General features: G+C 63.0%; 13 protein-coding genes. All 13 read left to right on the forward strand.

Annotated features, from left to right (window positions below; all coding sequences use genetic code 11):
- Positions 1–78 precede the first annotated feature (78 nt).
- The 13 genes from ACZ89E_RS23335 (at position 79) to ACZ89E_RS23395 (ending at position 17,130) form a co-directional block, all read left to right on the forward strand.
- The gene (locus ACZ89E_RS23335; RefSeq protein ID WP_476256550.1) at positions 79–507 is read left to right on the forward strand and encodes a hypothetical protein; all 429 of its coding nucleotides are present in this window, start codon (positions 79–81) and stop codon (positions 505–507) included.
- 24 nt (positions 508–531) lie between these two features.
- Positions 532–2,319: a type VI secretion system baseplate subunit TssF gene (gene tssF, locus ACZ89E_RS23340; protein WP_123515708.1), complete on the forward strand. Its 1,788-nt coding sequence runs from the start codon at positions 532–534 to the stop codon at positions 2,317–2,319.
- The gene (tssG, locus tag ACZ89E_RS23345) at positions 2,283–3,290 is read left to right on the forward strand and encodes a type VI secretion system baseplate subunit TssG (RefSeq protein ID WP_149659452.1); all 1,008 of its coding nucleotides are present in this window, start codon (positions 2,283–2,285) and stop codon (positions 3,288–3,290) included. The genes tssF and tssG overlap by 37 nt, the downstream gene beginning before the upstream one ends.
- A gap of 14 nt (positions 3,291–3,304) precedes the next feature.
- Positions 3,305–5,959 (forward strand): type VI secretion system ATPase TssH, encoded by a 2,655-nt coding sequence (gene tssH, locus ACZ89E_RS23350; protein ID WP_476256551.1) that lies wholly within the window; start codon positions 3,305–3,307, stop codon positions 5,957–5,959.
- 10 nt (positions 5,960–5,969) lie between these two features.
- Positions 5,970–7,490: a sigma-54 interaction domain-containing protein gene (locus ACZ89E_RS23355; protein WP_149659454.1), complete on the forward strand. Its 1,521-nt coding sequence runs from the start codon at positions 5,970–5,972 to the stop codon at positions 7,488–7,490.
- Positions 7,491–7,775: 285 nt separating this feature from the next.
- Positions 7,776–7,916, forward strand: a complete 141-nt coding sequence (locus ACZ89E_RS23360) for a hypothetical protein (RefSeq protein WP_008030659.1) — start codon at positions 7,776–7,778, stop codon at positions 7,914–7,916.
- A gap of 17 nt (positions 7,917–7,933) precedes the next feature.
- The gene (gene tagH, locus ACZ89E_RS23365) at positions 7,934–9,130 is read left to right on the forward strand and encodes a type VI secretion system-associated FHA domain protein TagH (protein WP_133835360.1); all 1,197 of its coding nucleotides are present in this window, start codon (positions 7,934–7,936) and stop codon (positions 9,128–9,130) included.
- Positions 9,131–9,135: 5 nt separating this feature from the next.
- Entirely contained in the window at positions 9,136–9,636 is a 501-nt protein-coding gene (gene tssJ, locus ACZ89E_RS23370; protein ID WP_476256552.1) for a type VI secretion system lipoprotein TssJ, read from the forward strand.
- 2 nt (positions 9,637–9,638) lie between these two features.
- A complete protein-coding gene (gene tssK / locus ACZ89E_RS23375; RefSeq protein WP_133835362.1) occupies positions 9,639–10,970 on the forward strand; it encodes a type VI secretion system baseplate subunit TssK in 1,332 nt (443 codons plus the stop codon).
- 5 nt (positions 10,971–10,975) lie between these two features.
- Positions 10,976–11,851 (forward strand): type IVB secretion system protein IcmH/DotU, encoded by an 876-nt coding sequence (icmH, locus tag ACZ89E_RS23380; RefSeq protein ID WP_123515720.1) that lies wholly within the window; start codon positions 10,976–10,978, stop codon positions 11,849–11,851.
- 13 nt (positions 11,852–11,864) lie between these two features.
- Complete coding sequence (gene tssM, locus ACZ89E_RS23385) at positions 11,865–15,404, forward strand: type VI secretion system membrane subunit TssM (RefSeq protein WP_476256553.1); 3,540 nt, start codon at positions 11,865–11,867, stop codon at positions 15,402–15,404.
- On the forward strand, positions 15,404–16,132 hold the full coding sequence (locus tag ACZ89E_RS23390; protein ID WP_476256554.1) for a PP2C family protein-serine/threonine phosphatase: 729 nt from the start codon (positions 15,404–15,406) through the stop codon (positions 16,130–16,132). The genes tssM and ACZ89E_RS23390 overlap by 1 nt, the downstream gene beginning before the upstream one ends.
- Entirely contained in the window at positions 16,129–17,130 is a 1,002-nt protein-coding gene (locus ACZ89E_RS23395; protein ID WP_463258881.1) for a serine/threonine-protein kinase, read from the forward strand. Before ACZ89E_RS23390 ends, ACZ89E_RS23395 begins: the two co-directional genes overlap by 4 nt.
- Positions 17,131–17,138: the final 8 nt, after the last annotated feature.

Genomic DNA, 17,138 nt, shown 5'->3' on the forward strand with positions numbered 1-17,138 from the left:
CCGAATTCTAATCAGCGTATTGATCCACAGCCTTGGCTGTGTGGCTGACGCGATCCTGAATGACGCAGGTGTTCGCCCGTGATCAGTCTGAACCGACGCCTGTTCCTGGGCGCCGCCCTCTGGGTGCCGATCATCGCGTTCGAGGTTCTGGTTTATCTCGAATCGACGGTGGGGTTCCCGAAGGCTTTCAACTGGGAGCAGTTCCTGACAATGCAGGGCCTCTGGTTCGGAGCCCTGGCCTATATCGTGTTTGCCGCGTGGGCAACCCGACGGCTGAGCAGGACAACCGAACAACAGATCGTGAAGAAAATCTGGTGCGCGCCGCTGATGTTCATCCCTTTTTACGCGGCGCCCTGGGTGATCGGCGGGCTGGGACTTTTGCTTTTCGGGCAACTGTCCGGGCTCGGAATGATGGTGATGTGGGTGGCTTTTTTGCCCTATCTGCTGGGCGTCGGCTACGTCATCTCCGGGCTCACGGTTGCGCTCTACAGGACGTTTTATTCATGAGATTTCTTACCAGGCAGGTAACCCGTGTCCTTTAACCACTACTACCAAAGCGAACTCACCGCACTTCGCCAGTTGGGTCGTCGATTCGCCGAGCGTAGCCCGGCGTTGGCGCCTTTCCTGGGCCAGGCCGGGCGGGATCCGGACGTGGAGCGGTTGCTCGAGGGCTTCGCTTTCCTGACCGGGCGCCTGCGCCAGAAGCTCGATGACGAGTTACCGGAACTCAGCCATTCGCTGATGCACCTGCTGTGGCCCAACTACATGCGGCCGCTGCCGGCGTTCAGCATCTTGCAGTTCGACCCGCTGAAGCGTTCCGGGCCGGCGTTGATGGTCGAGCGCGACACACCGGTGGAAAGCGTACCGATTGACGACGTGCGCTGCCGCTTCCGCACCTGCTACCCGACCGAAGTCCTGCCGCTGGATCTGGCCGCGCTGAATTACTCGGTGAAGGGCGACGGTTCGCTGTTGAGCCTGCGGCTGGAGATGAGCGCCGACGGCCACCTCGGAGAGCTGGAACTGAGCCGCTTGCGCCTGCACTTTGCCGGCGAGCGCTACATCAGCCAGATGCTCTACTTGAGCCTGCTGCGCAACCTCGAAGGCATCGAGCTGATCCCGCTCGACGGCGCCGGCAAACCCATCAATGGCGTCAACGGCACGCCGATGGCGTTCAAGATGCCGGGCGACCGCGTGCAGCCGGTGGGGTTTGCCGAAGAAGAAGCGCTGATCCCGTATCCGCTGAACACCTTCCGCGGCTACCGCTACCTGCAAGAGTATTTCGCCTTCCAGGACAAATTCCTGTTCGTCGACATCAACGGCCTCGACCTGCTCAAGGCGCTGCCGGAAGACACCCTCAAGCAAGTGCGCGGCCTCGAATTGCGCTTCGACATTCGCAAGAGCGGCATCCAGCGCCTGCGCCCGACCCTGGACAACGTGAAGCTCTACTGCACGCCCATCGTCAACCTGTTCAAGCACGATGCGTTGCCGATCCGCCTCGATGGCAAACAGGACGAATACCTGCTGCTGCCGGCGGAATACGACCTGGAAAACTGCGGCGTGTTCTCCGTCGAAACGGTCACGGGCTGGAAGCCGGGCGGCCTCGGTTATCAGGAATACGTGCCGTTCGAATCCTTCGAGCACGACCCGAGTTTCGACGTGCCCAACAGCCGTCCGCACTACAGCATCCGCCAGCGGTCGTCCTCGTTGCACAACGGCCTCGACACCTACCTGAGCTTCGGCATCCGCCACACCGAAGCCCACGAAACCCTGTCGATCGAGCTGATGTGCACCAACCAGAACCTGCCGCGCAAGCTCAAGCTCGGCGACATCAGCCAGGCCTGCGAAGAGACGCCGGAGTTCCTGAGTTTCCGCAACATCACCCCGGCCACGCCCAGTTACGCGCCGCCGCTGAACCGTGACTTCCTGTGGAAGCTGATCAGCAACATGTCGCTTAACTACCTGTCGCTGGCCGACGTCAACGCGCTGAAGGTGATTCTCGAAACCTACGACCTGCCGCGCTACTACGACCAACACGCCGAAAAAGTCAGCAAACGCCTGCTGGGCGGGCTCAAGTCGATCAAGCACCAGCACGTGGACAGATTGCACCGAGGGTTGCCGGTACGCGGGTTGCGCACCGAGCTGACCATCGACCCGGAAGGGTATATCGGCGAAGGCGACCTGTTCGTTTTCGCTTCGGTTCTTAACGAGTTTTTCGCGCTTTACGCCAGTCTCAATTCGTACCACGAGTTGCGCGTAAAAAGCACACAGGGAGAGGTGTACCAATGGACACCACGTATGGGCCTTCAGCCGCTGCTTTAAGCGGGCTGACCCGAGGAATACGCGAGTACTCGCTGTTTCAGGCCGTGCTGCTGGTGGTGGACCGGCTGCGCGAGGCCCACCCGCACCTGAGCCAGGACGACTTGTACGACCAGCTGGAATTCCAGGCCAACCCGAGCCTGGGTTTCCCTGGCAGTGACGTTGATCGCGTGGAGTTTTTCACCGAGCACGGGCACCTGCGCGCGCGTATGCGTTTCAACCTGATCGGCCTGGTCGGCTCGGGTTCGCCGCTGCCGGCGTTCTACGGCGAACAAGCCCTGGGCGACAGCGAAGACGGCAACCCGACACGCAACTTCCTCGACCTGTTCCACCATCGCCTGCAACGGCTGATGCTGCCGATCTGGCGCAAGTACCGCTACCGCGCGAGCTTCGAGAGCGGGGCGCTTGACCCGTTCTCCGCGCAGTTGTTTGCGTTGATCGGTCTGGGCGGCGAAGAGATCCGCAAGGCCAAGGAACTGAACTGGAAACGCCTGCTGCCGTACCTCGGCCTGCTCAGCTTGCGCGCGCACTCGGCGGCGTTGATCGAAGCGGTGCTGCGGTACTACTTCAAACACGCCGAACTGACCATCGAGCAGTGCATCGAGCGCCGCGTGGAAATCCTCGACGAGCAGCGCAATCGTTTGGGCCGCGCCAACAGCATGCTCGGCGAAGACCTGGTCCTCGGCGAGCACGTGCGCGATCGCAGCGGCAAGTTCCGCATTCACATCCGCGAGCTCGACTGGCTGCGTTTTCACGAATTCCTGCCCATCGGTTTCGGCTACCAGCCGTTGTGCGCGCTGGTGCGGTTCACCCTGCGTGACCCGCTCGATTACGACATTCGCCTGGTGCTGCGCCAGGAAGAAATCCGCGAACTGCGCATCGGTGAGCAGAACGCCTGTCGCCTGGGGTGGACCAGTTGGCTCGGCCGCGAAAAAGCGGACGGCGTGGTGACCCTCGGCAGCAAAATTCATTAAGGACAGATGACTAAATGAGCAACGTAGACCTGCAACAACTGATTCAGGCGCTGGACGCCGAAACCCGCCGTGACCTGGAAAGCTCGGCCGAACGCTGCGTCGCCCGTGGCGGCAGCAAGATCCTCGTCGAAGACCTGCTGCTGGGCTTGCTGGAGCGTCCCAATGGCCTGCTCGCACGCGCGCTGCAAGATGCCGAAGTGGATGCCGGAGAACTGAGCGCCGCCCTGCAATCGCGGGTCGAGCACAGCGCCTCGCGCAACCCGGTGTTCGCTCCGGAACTGGTGCAATGGCTGCAAGACGCCTTGCTGGTGGCCAACCTTGAACTGGGCCAGACCCAGGTCGAGCAAGCGGCGTTGATCCTCGCGCTGCTGCGCAATCCGATGCGCTACGCCGGCAGCCGCTACCAGGCATTGCTGGCCAAACTGAACATCGACCGCCTGAAAGAATTTGCTCTGTCCCAGAAAGAACAACCGGCCACTGGCAAATCCGCCGTGCCCGGCGAATCCCTGCTGGAGCGCTTCACCCACAACCTGACCCAACAGGCCCGCGACGGCAAACTCGACCCGGTGCTGTGCCGCGATGGCGCGATCCGCCAGATGATCGACATCCTCGCCCGTCGCCGCAAAAACAACCCGATCGTGGTCGGTGAAGCCGGCGTCGGTAAAACCGCGATCGTCGAAGGCCTGGCCTCGCGCATTGCGGCCGGTGAAGTGCCGCAAGTGTTGAAAGGCGTTGAGCTGCTGTCCCTGGACATGGGCCTGTTGCAGGCCGGTGCCAGCGTCAAAGGTGAATTCGAGCGGCGCCTCAAAGGCGTGATCGACGAAGTCAAAGCCTCGCCAAAACCGATCATCATCTTCATCGACGAAGCCCACACCCTGATCGGCGCGGGCGGCAATGCCGGTGGTTCCGACGCGGCCAACCTGCTCAAGCCAGCCCTGGCCCGTGGCGAGTTGCGCACCATCGCCGCCACCACGTGGGCGGAGTACAAGAAGTACTTCGAGAAAGACCCGGCCCTGGCCCGTCGTTTCCAACCGGTGCAACTGCACGAACCGACCGTCAGCGAAGCGGTGACCATCCTGCGTGGCCTGGCTCAGGTCTACGAGAAGAGCCACGGCATCTACCTGCGCGATGACGCGGTGGTTGCAGCGGCCGAACTGTCCGCCCGTTACCTTGCCGGTCGTCAACTGCCGGACAAGGCTGTGGACGTGCTCGACACCGCTTGCGCCCGCGTCCGCATCAGCCTCGCCGCCGCCCCGGAAAGCCTGGAGCGCCTGCGTGGCGAACTGGCTGAAGGTGGCCGTCAGCGTCAGGCCCTGCGCCGTGATGCCGAAGCCGGTCTGCTGATCGACCACGAAGCGCTGGAGGCTCTGGAAGCTCGCCTGGAAGAAGCCGAGGACGAAAGCGTCGCGCTGGAAGCCCTGTGGACCGAACAGAAAGAACTCGCCGAGCGCCTGCTGGATCTGCGTCAGCAATTGGCCAAGGCCCGGGTCGCGGTCGCCGTTGAGCCCACCGTCACGGTTGAAGAAGACGCCGAAGGCACCGTGATCGAAACCCTCGAAGTGCCGGTGGATGAAACGCAAAGCGTCGCGTCCCTGGAAGCCGCGCTTAACGACACCCACAAAACCCTGACGGCACTGCAAGTCAAAGAGCGGCTGGTGAGCTTCGAAGTCTGCCCGCGTCTGGTGGCTGAAGTGATCAGCGCCTGGACCGGCGTGCCCTTGGCGCAACTGGCCCGCGAGCACAACGCCAAGGTCGCAAGCTTCGCCACCGACCTGCGCGTGCGCATCCGTGGTCAGGAACAAGCCGTCCACGCGCTGGATCGCTCGATGCGCGCCACTGCCGCCGGCCTGAACAAACCCGATGCACCGGTGGGCGTGTTCCTGCTGGTCGGCCCGAGCGGCGTCGGCAAGACCGAAACCGCGCTGGCCCTCGCCGATTTGCTGTACGGCGGTGATCGCTTTATCACCACCATCAACATGTCCGAGTTCCAGGAGAAGCACACCGTGTCGCGCCTGATCGGTGCACCGCCGGGCTACGTCGGCTACGGCGAGGGCGGCATGCTCACCGAAGCCGTGCGGCAGAAACCGTACTCCGTGGTGCTGCTCGATGAAGTCGAAAAAGCCGACCCGGACGTGCTCAACCTGTTCTACCAAATCTTCGACAAAGGCGTGGCCAACGACGGCGAAGGGCGCGAGATCGACTTCCGCAATACGTTGATCCTGATGACCTCGAACCTGGGCAGCGATTTGATCGCCGACCTCTGCGAAAACGGCGAGCGGCCATCGGCCGAAGTGCTCGAAGAAACCATTCGCCCGGTGCTGAGCAAACACTTCAAACCGGCACTGCTGGCACGGATGCGCGTGATCCCTTACTTCCCGGTGGGCGGCCCGGTGCTGCGCGAGCTGATCGAGATCAAACTCGGTCGTCTGGGCGAGCGTTTGAACCGTCGTCAGCTGGAATTCACCTGGTGCCAGAACCTCGTCGATCACCTGTCCGAACGCTGCACCCAAGGCGACAGCGGCGCGCGTCTGATCGACCATCTGCTGGACCTGCACGTGCTGCCGCTGGTAGCCGACCGCTTGCTCGATGCGATGGCCACCGGTGAGAGCCTCAAGCGCGTTCACGCAACGCTCGACGGCAACGCCAGCGTGATTTGCGAGTTTGCCTGAGGTGGGTGTGATGTTCACTCAAGTGCCGCAACCACTGGTCTATGCCGAAGCCTTGCTGGCGCAGTTCGCCAGCCTGTCGCGGGCAGCGGACGGTGCTGCGCTGCTGGGTGACTTCGTGCGCGGTTTGGCCGAACTCAGCGGTTGCGAGTTGACCCAGTTGTACCTGTTGGACGCGACCCACACTTGCCTGGGCATGAACGCCGAGTGCCTCAATGGCACCCTGCAACTGCAAGGCGCGGCGAGCATGCCGGCGGATTACACCGGTGAGCAACTGCTGCAATTCGCCCTGTGCCAGAACCGCGTGGTGTGCCTCAGCGAGTTGAGCGGCAGCCTGCACGAAACCAGTTTTCTGCCGCTGCAGGCCACGCCGTGGCAATCGCTGTTGTGCGTGCCGCTGGTCAATCAGCAGAAGGCTGTCGAAGGCTTGCTGCTGTGCGCCAGTCCCCGGCACATCGCCCTGCAAGGCTTTGCCGATTCCCTTGGGCAACTGGGGTCGTTCGTGCTCGGCCAATTGCATCTGCTGCAACGCCTGCGTCAGCCTGCCAATGCCGCCGCGCCGGTCAATCGCGGTGCTCCGAGTGTCAGCGGTTATGGCTTGATCGGCAAAAGTGCGGCCATGCGCCAGACCTATTCGCTGATCAGCAAAGTCCTGCACAGCCCGTACACCGTGCTGCTGCGCGGCGAAACCGGCACCGGCAAGGAAGTGGTCGCGCGGGCGATTCACGATTGCGGGCCGCGCCGTTCCCAGGCGTTCATCGTGCAGAACTGCGCGGCGTTCCCCGAGAACCTGCTGGAAAGCGAGCTGTTCGGCTACCGCAAAGGCGCCTTCACCGGCGCTGATCGCGACCGCGCCGGGCTGTTCGACGCGGCCAACGGCGGGACCTTGCTGCTGGATGAAATCGGCGACATGCCGTTGTCCCTGCAAGCCAAGCTGTTGCGTGTGTTGCAGGAAGGCGAGATCCGGCCGCTGGGTTCCAACGACACGCACAAGATCGACGTGCGCATCATCGCCGCGACCCACCGGGATCTGGCGGTGCTGGTCAGCGAAGGCAAATTCCGCGAGGACTTGTACTACCGCCTCGCGCAATTCCCGATCGAGTTGCCGGCCCTGCGTCAGCGCGAAGGCGACATCCTCGATCTGGCCCGGCACTTCGCCGAAAAGGCCTGTGCATTCTTGCAGCGCGATGCGGTGCGTTGGTCCGAGGCGGCGCTGGATCACCTGTCCGGTTACGCCTTCCCCGGCAACGTGCGCGAACTCAAAGGCCTGGTCGAACGCGCGGTGCTGCTGTGCGAGGGCGGCGAGTTGCTGGCCGAGCATTTCTCCCTGCGCATGGAAGCCATGCCCGAAGACAACAGCGGCTTGAACCTGCGCGAACGCCTGGAGCAGGTCGAACGCAGCCTGCTGCTCGATTGCCTGCGCAAGAACGACGGCAACCAGACGCTCGCCGCCCGAGAACTCGGGCTGCCGCGCCGCACGCTGCTGTATCGCCTTGGGCGCTTGAATATCAATTTGGGTGATTTCGATGGCTGATCTCAACGTCTGGACTCGGATTGGAACGCCACCTGTGGCTTGCGAATTCCCTGTGGGGAGGGAGCTTGCTCCCGCTGGGCTGCGCAGCGGCCCCAAAACTCTGCGACGCGGTGTGTCAGTCAAACCGCGTCTGCTGTTTTACGACTGCTTCGCAGCCGGGCGGGAGCAAGCTCCCTCGCCACAGAGGCCTTGTGCCAGAGCCCTTGGCTTCACCTTATTCGCTTCTGACAGCGCCGCCCAAACGGGTCGGCGCTTTGTACTTTGTCTACCTCTGGAGTCCCTCTGATGTCTGTTCGTCACTGGCAAGCCGTCCTGCTGACCCTCGTCGTTCTATGCGGCCTCGGCGGCTGCAGCGGCAATTACAAATTCAACGACAACACCTATCGCCCATTGGGTGATCCGCAGGCGGTCAATCGCGGCAAGTGACCGCAAGGAGCATCATCATGGAACTGGTTTTCGAAATGCTGAACACCAAGCAGTTCGTGCCCACGGATTTGTGCCAGAAGACCTTCAAGCAGGCCGGTGGCGTGATTGGCCGGGGCGAGGATTGCGACTGGATCATCCCGGACCGCAAGCGTCACCTGTCCAACCACCATGTGGACATCAGCTACCGCGAAGGCACTTTCTTCCTGACCGACACCAGCAGCAACGGTGTTCAGGACGGGCAGAGCGGCGCGCGCCTGCGCAAGGGCGAAGCGGTGCGTATCGAACACGGCAGCACCTACGTGCTGGGTGACTTTGAGATCCGCGCGCGCCTGGTGCGCGACCCGGCGACGTTCGACGTCGAAGTCGGCCGTCCACAGGCCGCGGGCAGCATCATTCCTGACGATGCGTTCCTCGACCTCGACCCGATGAACGCCCTCGACCAGCAGGAGCGCGTGTACTCGGAAATCGACGAACTGATCTCCCCGCGCAACGCGCCCGAGGACACCCGTCAACGCGCCGATTACGCGCGTATCGACATGGAAAGCCTGATGGTGCCGGAGCTGATCGACGCCCCGGTCGAACCGGCGCCAGCCCCGCCGCCGAAAGCCGTCGAGCGTCAGAGCGACGGTTTCTGGGAACACTTCGGTGCCGCCCTGGGCGTGGACCTCAAAGGCCTCGACCACGACGCCCGCGAAGCCCTGGCGCTGCACGCTGCGCGTCTGCTGCGCCAAAGCGTCGGCGGCTTGCAACAGAGCCTGCGCACCCGTAGCGAGTTGAAGAACGAACTGCGCCTGGCCCAGACCCTGGTTCAGGGCAACCAGAAAAATCCGCTGAAATTTGCCGTGGATCCGGGTGAAGCGCTGGAGATTCTGCTGCAGCCGAACAAACCGGGGCAGATGCCGGCCGAGCAGGCGATCTCCCGCTCGTTCCGCGATTTGCAGGCGCACCAAGTGGCGTTGCTGACCGCCAGCCGTGCGGCGGTTCGCGGCACCCTGGAACACTTCTCGCCCGAGCAGTTGACCTTGCGTTTCGAGCGCGACAACAAGCCGATCCTGGCCACTTCCGGCAGTCGCTGGAGAGCCTACGGCCGTTATCACCAGGCCCTGCGCCAGGACGATGACTGGAGCGAACGCCTGCTGGCCCGCGACTTTGCCCAGGCTTACGAAGAACAGATCCGCCTGATTTCCACCCTACACACCGACCACCAAGGATGATGCGCATGTCTCGCTGCTCGACCGCTTTTTTCAAGACGCTGATGGCGCTGACGGCCCTGGTGCTGCTGGCCGGCTGCTCGTCGCTGTCGCCGTATTCCACCGTGACCAAGCTCAACCTGAAGCTGACCGCCAGCGATCAACTGAACCCGGACCTCAATGGGCGCCCGTCGCCGATCGTGGTGCGCCTGTTTGAGCTCAAGCACCCGGTGACCTTCGAAAACGCTGACTTCTTCAGCCTGTACGAACGCGCCAAGGAATCCCTGGCCCCGGACCTGGTCGCCACCGAAGAGCTGGAACTGCGTCCGGGCGAATCCGTGGACCTCAAGCTCAGCGTGGAGGAGGGCAGCCGTTACGTCGGTGTCCTCGCGGCCTACCGCGACCTGCCGGAAACCAAATGGCGCTACACGGTGCAAGTCACCCCGGTGGAACTCACCGAGGCTGACCTGACTCTCGACCAGGCCGGCATCCGCAACACCAATGAAACGCTCGCCAAGGCGGTTGACTGATCATGAACTCCCATAAAGTCATTTGGCAGGAAGGCATGCTGCTGCGTCCGCAGCACTTCCAGCACAACGATCGTTACTACGACCACCAGATGAAGACCCGCACCCAGTTGCTGGGCAGCTACACCTGGGGCTTCCTGAACCTGGACATCGACTTGCAGTTCCTGAACATGGGCAAACTGGTGATCAGCCAGGCCTCGGGGATCCTGCCGGACGGCAGCCTGTTCGAACTGGGCGGCAACACCGAGCCGCTGGCGCTCGACGTACCGCCGAACACCGGCAACACGCCGATTTACCTGGCGCTGCCGCTGGTCACGGGCAACCACATCGAAGCCCGCCGCCCGGAGCAATCCGACGTGCTGGCGCGCTACACCGCGTATGAAGCGGAAGTCGCCGACTCCAACGCCGGCGACGACTCCGCCAGCCAGGTCAGCTGCGCCCGTCCGGACTTCAAACTGTTGCTCGGCGAGCAGCAGAGCGACCAGGCGTATGTGAAGCTAAAGATCTGCGAAGTGCTCGACACCACGCCCGACGGCGTGATCAGCCTCGACCCGGACTTCGTGCCGACTTACATCCAGGCGCATTCCTCCAGCTACCTGCTGTCGTGCCTCAAAGAAGTGATCAGCATGCTCGGCCACCGGGGCGACACCATCGCCGACCGGATCCGTTCCAACGGCAAGGTCGGCGGCGCGGAAGTCGGCGACTTCATGATGCTGCAACTGATCAACCGCACCGAACTGCTGCTGCGCCACTACCTCGGCCTGGAACAGGTTCACCCGGAAGAGTTGTACCGCACGCTGCTGACCATGCTCGGTGATTTGGCGACCTTCTCCAGCGACAGCAAACGCCCGCGCCTGGACAGCCGTTACCAGCACAGCGACCAGGGCGCGAGCTTCCGCAAACTGATGGAAGCGATTCGTCAGGTGCTGTCGATGGTGCTCGAACAGCACGCCATCGAGCTGGTGCTGCAAGCGCGTCAGTACGGGATCATCGTCTCGCCGTTGCACGACCACAAACTGTTGGGCTCGGCCTCGTTCGTGCTCGCGGCCAGTGCCAACTGCGATTCCGAAGAACTGCGCCACCGCTTGCCGGCGCACCTCAAGGTCGGCCCGGTGGAGCGCATCCGCCAACTGGTCAACCTGCATCTGCCAGGCATCAAGGTCAAACCGTTGCCGGTGGCCCCGCGGCAGATCGCGTTCCACTCCAACAAAACCTATTTCATCCTCGAACTCAGTTCCGAAGACCTGGCGCAACTCGAGCGCTCCGGCGGCTTCGCGTTCCACGTGTCCGGCGAATTCGCCGAGCTTGAACTGAAATTCTGGGCCATCAGGAACTGACCGACATGATCAAGGACACGGAATACAACCAGGACGATAAAACCGTCCTGCTCGACCGCCAGGGCCACGGCCCTGCTTCGAGTCCGCTGACAGATTTCGCCGCACCGCCGCGTTTCGAACAGCTTGAAGAACGCATGATCTACGCCGCGCGTTTGCGTCCGGCCGAAGCGTTCAACATCAGCCTCAATTCGCTGGTGGCCGCCGCCTCCGACCTGTTGTCGGAAGTGGTGCGCCTCAAGCACAGCGACACCCGCGAAGACATGTACGCGCTCAACGAGCGACTGACCTCCGCGCTGAAGCTGTTTGAAGTGCGTGCGCTGCACAACGGCGCCGAAAGCAGCCAGGTGATGGCCGCCCGTTACGTGCTCTGCACCGTGGTCGACGAAGCCGTCGTGACCACGCCGTGGGGCAACGAGAGCGAGTGGTCGCAGATGAGCTTGCTCAGCAGCTTCCACAACGAAACCTTCGGCGGCGAGAAGTTCTTCCAGCTGCTGGATCGCCTGTCGAAAAACCCGGTCAAGCACTTGCCGATGCTGGAGTTGATGTACCTGTGCCTGTCCCTGGGCTTCGAAGGCAAGTACCGGGTGCAAGCCCGCGGCATGCTCGAGCTCGAAGGCATCCGCGACGCCTTGTATCGCCAGATTCGTCAACTGCGCGGCGACGTGCCACGTGAGCTGTCACCCCATTGGGAAGGCCTGAACGATCAACGCCGCAGCCTGGTGCGCATCGTGCCGGCGTGGATGGTGGTGCTGTTCACCGTGGTCTGCCTGGTGGTGATGTATTCGGGTTTTGCCTGGGTACTGGGCGAACAACGCGAAACCGTTCTGCAACCTTATCAGCAGCTAGATCCGGCCGCGGTCCAGCCGCAGTCGCAGCCGTAAACAGGGACGTGTGATGAAAAAGTTTTTCAAGAAAGTCGGCGCATTCTTGCGCAAGACCTGGGTCTGGACCTTGCTGGTGGTGCTGTTTCTCGCGCTGCTGGTGTGGTTCGTCGGGCCGCTGCTGGCGGTGGATGACTACAAGTTCTGGGAAGGTTCGACCTCCCGCTTGCTGACCATCAGTGTGCTGTTCCTGATCTGGGGCCTGACCATGGTCTTCGTCAGCTGGCGCGCCGGTGTGCGTAAAAAGGCTGTCGAAGATACCGAAGACGGCCAGGATCGTATCCGCCGTGAAGAGCTGATCGACGAAGAGCAGAAAGAGTTGAAGGTGCGCTTCAAAGACGCGCTGAAAACCCTGAAGACCTCGAGCCTGTATCGCGGTCGCAGTGAGCGCTGGCGCAGTGATTTGCCCTGGTACTTGCTGATCGGTCCACAGGGCAGCGGCAAGACCAGTCTGCTGGACTTCTCGGGCCTTGAGTTTCCGATCAACAAGATCGACCGCAAACTGACCCGCGACACCCTAGGCACCCGTCATTGCGACTGGTACTTCGCCGACCACGGTGTGCTGATCGACACCGCTGGCCGCTACCTGACCCAGCCGGATCAAGAGGTCGATGGCAGCGCCTGGAACACCTTGCTCGACCTGCTGCGCAAGCGTCGTCGCAACCGTCCGCTGAACGGCGTGCTGGTGACCATTCCGGTGGAAACCCTGCTGGGCGGCAGCGAGCAGGACCTCGACACTCTGGCGCGCCAGGTGCGTGCCCGTCTGCAAGAGGTGCATCAGAAACTGCACGTCGACGTGCCGATCTATCTCGTATTGAGCAAGGCTGATCGCCTGCTCGGCTTCGACGAGTTCTTCGATCAACTGACCCGCGAAGAAAGCGATCAGGTGCTCGGCACCAGCTTCCGCAAAGAGCAGAGCGGTACCGATGTCGCCGTGCTGCGCGCCGAGTTCGAAGAGCTGCTGCGTCGTCTGAACAGCCAAGTGATCATGCGCATGCACCAGGAGCGCGACACCCAGCGCCGTGGCCGCATTCTCGACTTCCCGCATCAACTGGGGCAGATCGGCGAGCGCCTGTGCCTGTTCGTCGACATGGCGTTTACCGGCAACCGCTACCAGCGTGTCAGCCAGTTGCGTGGTTTCTACCTGACCAGCGCACCGCACCTGACCCAGGAAATGGACCAGACCACCGCCGGCATCGGCGCCAATCTGGGGCTGAATGCCGGCGTGCTGCCGACCCTGCGCAGTGGCCGTTCGCGCTTCATCCACCATTTGCTCAGCCGCGTGATTTTCCCGGAAGCCGATCTGGCGGGCCTGGACAAGCGCGAGCGCAGCCGCATCCACTGGGGCCAGCGTGCCTTGTACGTGGGGGCGCTGGCGGCATTGGCGCTGTTCGGCATCCTGTGGGCCGGTGGATTCTCGGCCAACTACGAGCGCCTGGAAAGCCTGCGCAACCTGGCACAAAACTGGACGCAATCGCGCTCGGCACTGACCGCGCGTGACGACTCCATGGCCGTGCTCAAGACCCTCGACACCAGCTACGCGGCGACCCAGGTCTTCCCGAACAAGGGTGACGTGAGTTATCACGAGCGCGGCGGTCTGTACCAGGGCGAAGAGTCCAACCCGGTAGTGAAAGCAGCCTACGAGCGTGAGCTTCAGGCGCAACTGCTACCACGGGTCGCGACCCTGCTCGAAGGGCAGATCCGCGCCAACATGCAGGACCGCGAGCGCTTGCTCAACAGCCTGCGCGCGTACCTGATGCTGAACATGAAGGATCGCCGCGATGCAGGCTGGCTCAAGGATTGGGTCGCCACCGACTGGTCCACGCGTTACGCCGGTAACACCGCGGTGCAGAACGGTTTGAACACGCACTTCGAGCGCTTGTTGCAGCAGCCGTTTATCTACCCGCTCAACGATCAACTGGTGGCCCAGGCCCGTCAGGTCTTGCGCAGCGAGTCCCTGGCCAACGTGGTTTACCGGATGCTGCGCGAGCAGGCCCGCAACCTGCCGGAATACCGTCTGAGCCAACACATGGGCCCGCAAGCGGCGCTGTTTGTCGGCACGGACTACGTGATCCCGGGCTTCTACACCCAACAGGGTTATCAGCAGTACTTCTCGATCCAGGGTTCGGCGCTGGTCACCGATATCCTGCGCGACAACTGGGTGCTGGGCGAAGGCTCGGGCATCAGCGGCATGGACTTGCGTCGCCTGATGGTCGAACTGGAGCAACTGTACTTCCGCGACTACGCCAACTTCTGGAGTGAAGCGGTGGGCCAGGTTGCCCTGCCACCGATCAGCGATTTCAGCGAGGGCGCCGAGCAACTGGCGGGCCTGACCTCGGCCAACTCCCCAGTCCTGCAACTGCTGGTGGAAGTGCGCGAGAACACCCGGTTCCCGGCAGAAGCCGATCCGGTTGATCAAGCGGCGGATGCGGCTGGCGCACTGGCTGATCAGAAGGGCAAGTTGGGCAAAGTCGGCAAACTGGCGGCGGCCGCAGCGGATAAAGCCTCGGACATGGCGGCGACCAAAAACCTGCCGGACACCGCGAAGAAATCCCTGCAACGGCGCTTCGAACCGCTGCACCGCTTGCTGGATGACAACAACGGCCCGGCCGCTGATTTGACCCCGGCGCTGACCGCGCTCAACGACCTGCAACTGCAAGTGGCCAGCCTGGCCCGCGCCAGTTCGCCGGAGCAAGCCGCGTTCGAAATGGCCAAGACCCGCATGGGTGGCCAGCGTGATGCGCTGAGCAACCTGCGCAACGCGTCCAACCGTTTGCCGCGTCCGGTCAGTGTCTGGTTCAACGTGTTGGCCGAAGACACCTGGCGTCTGGTGCTCAACGATTCCTACCAGTACCTGAACCAGCGTTATCAGAGCGAGCTGTACAGCTTCTACGGCAAAGCGATCAACAAGCGTTATCCGTTCAGCGCCCACAGCACCAGCGACGTGGCGATCAGCGACTTCCGCGAGTTCTTCAAGGCTCAAGGCATCAACGACCGCTTCTTCGAAACCTACATGCGTCCCTTCGTCAGCGGCGATCCGGGCAACTACCGCATGCGCAGCGTCGATGGCCACAGCCTGCCGATCTCCAAGGTCTACCTCGACCAGATGGCGGCAGCGCAAACCATTCGCCAGAGCTTCTTTGCCGAGAACCCGGCCGAGCCGCAAGTGCAATTCAAACTGGAGCCGTACACCCTCGACCCGGCCGTCAGCCGTTCTGAGTTCAAGTTTGGCGACAAGACCATCGAATACCGCCACGGCCCGATCGTGCCGGTGTCGTTCAAATGGCCGACCGATGCTGAAGACGGCCGCACCAGCCTGGTCCTCGACAAAATGGCCGGCCGCCCGATCGGTATCGAGAAGAACACCGGCCCTTGGTCGCTGTTCCGTCTGTTCGACCTGATGCAGACCGAGTACCTGAACGGTCGCGACGTGCTGGTGCTCAAAGCGGACGTGGGTGGCCTGCGCGCCAACTACCTGCTGTCGAGCCAACGCACGCCGAACCCGTTCGACATGGGCGTGCTGCGGACCTTCCGTATGCCGGTGCAACTCTGATGGCGGTTGCCAGTTCCTGGCGCAGCGCTGCGCGTACCGATCCTGGCAAGGTTCGGGCGCGCAACGAAGATGCCTTCCTCGACGCGCCACAGCAGGGGCTGTGGGTGGTCGCGGACGGCATGGGCGGTCATCAGGCTGGCGACATTGCCAGCCAGTTGATCGTCGCCAGCCTGGCGGAACTGCCGGTGCAGGATGACTTCGACGAACGACTCAAGGGCATTCGCCAGTGCTTGCACTGGATCAACCGCCGCTTGGGTCAGGAGTTGACCGTCACCGCCGGGCGCCACGACAGCATCATGGGCAGCACCGTGGTGGCGCTGCTGGTGGAAGGCAGTCGCGCGGCCTGCATCTGGGCCGGCGACAGCCGCTGCTATCTGTGGCGTGGCCAGCGTTTGTATCAGCTGTCCAAGGACCATTCGCTGCAACAGCAACTGATCGACGAGCAAAACATGAGCCTCGAAGACGCCCGCGCCCATCCTTCGGCCCATGCCCTGACCCGTGCGGTCGGGGCGGCCGATGTGCTGACGCTGGACGTGCTCGAACTCGAGGTTTACCCCGGCGATACGTTCCTGTTGTGCAGCGACGGTTTGTACCAAGGCCTGAGCAGCGATGCCCTGGGCAACGCCCTGAGCCTGACCGCGCCGCACGTTGCGCTGGAGCGTCTGTTCGACAGCGCTCTGCGTGGCGCGGCCCGGGACAATCTGACTGCCGTGGTGATCCGCCAATGACTGAACTCATGCGACCGATCGACGACCTGCTGGTGAGCGAAGAGCAGGACAACAACCTGACCTACTTTGCGTTTGCCAAATCTCATCAGGCTGAACCTGCACTGGCGCCCACACGGGCCAGCGTCGGCGAATTGCCCGACGTGCTGGGCGGGCGTTACCGCATCGAGCGCCTGCTCGGTGCCGGTGGCATGGGTGCGGTTTACCGCGCACGGGACTTGCTGAACGAACAGTTCGGCGATCCCGACCCTTACATCGCGCTGAAAATCCTCAGCGAAGAATTTGCCGAATCGCCGGACGCCAGTGCCTTGCTCTACAGCGAGTTCGCCCTGACCCGACGCCTGCGCCACGACAACGTGCTGCGCTTGCACACCTTTGAAGTCGACACCGACTGCCAGCGCGCCTTCATCACCATGGAACTCATGCGTGGGCTGACCCTGGACAAATTACTCTGCGAGCGGCCCACCGGCCTGCCGTGGAAAGAACTGCGCGACATCGCGCTGCCGCTGCTCGACGCGCTGGCCTACGCCCACGCTCGCGGCGTGCTGCACGGCGACATGAAGCCGAGCAACGTGATGCTCAGCGAGGAGGGCGTGCGCCTGTTCGACTTCGGCCTCGGCCAGGCCGAAGAGGGCATCTTGCCCGGCCTGCCGCACCTGAGCCGCAGCCGCTTCAACGCCTGGACCCCCGGCTACGCCGCCCCGGAACTGCTCGAAGGCCAGCCGCTGACCGCCAGCGCCGACGTCTATGGCGTGGCCTGCGTGCTCTACGAACTGGCGAGCGGCAAACACCCGTTCCGCCGCTTGCCCTCGACCCAGGCCCGCGACGAACGTCTGGAGCGCGAACTGCACGCACCCAAGAACCTCCCGAAACACTGCTGGCCAGCCCTGCGCAACGCGCTGACCTTCAACGCGGCTGATCGTACGGTCAGCGCCGCTCAATTACGCGACGCCATGGGCGCCACCTCGTCCTGGCTGCAACGCCTGCGTCTCTCGGCGTAACGGATGAC

The sequence above is a fragment of the Pseudomonas sp. TE3899 genome (assembly GCF_056279105.1).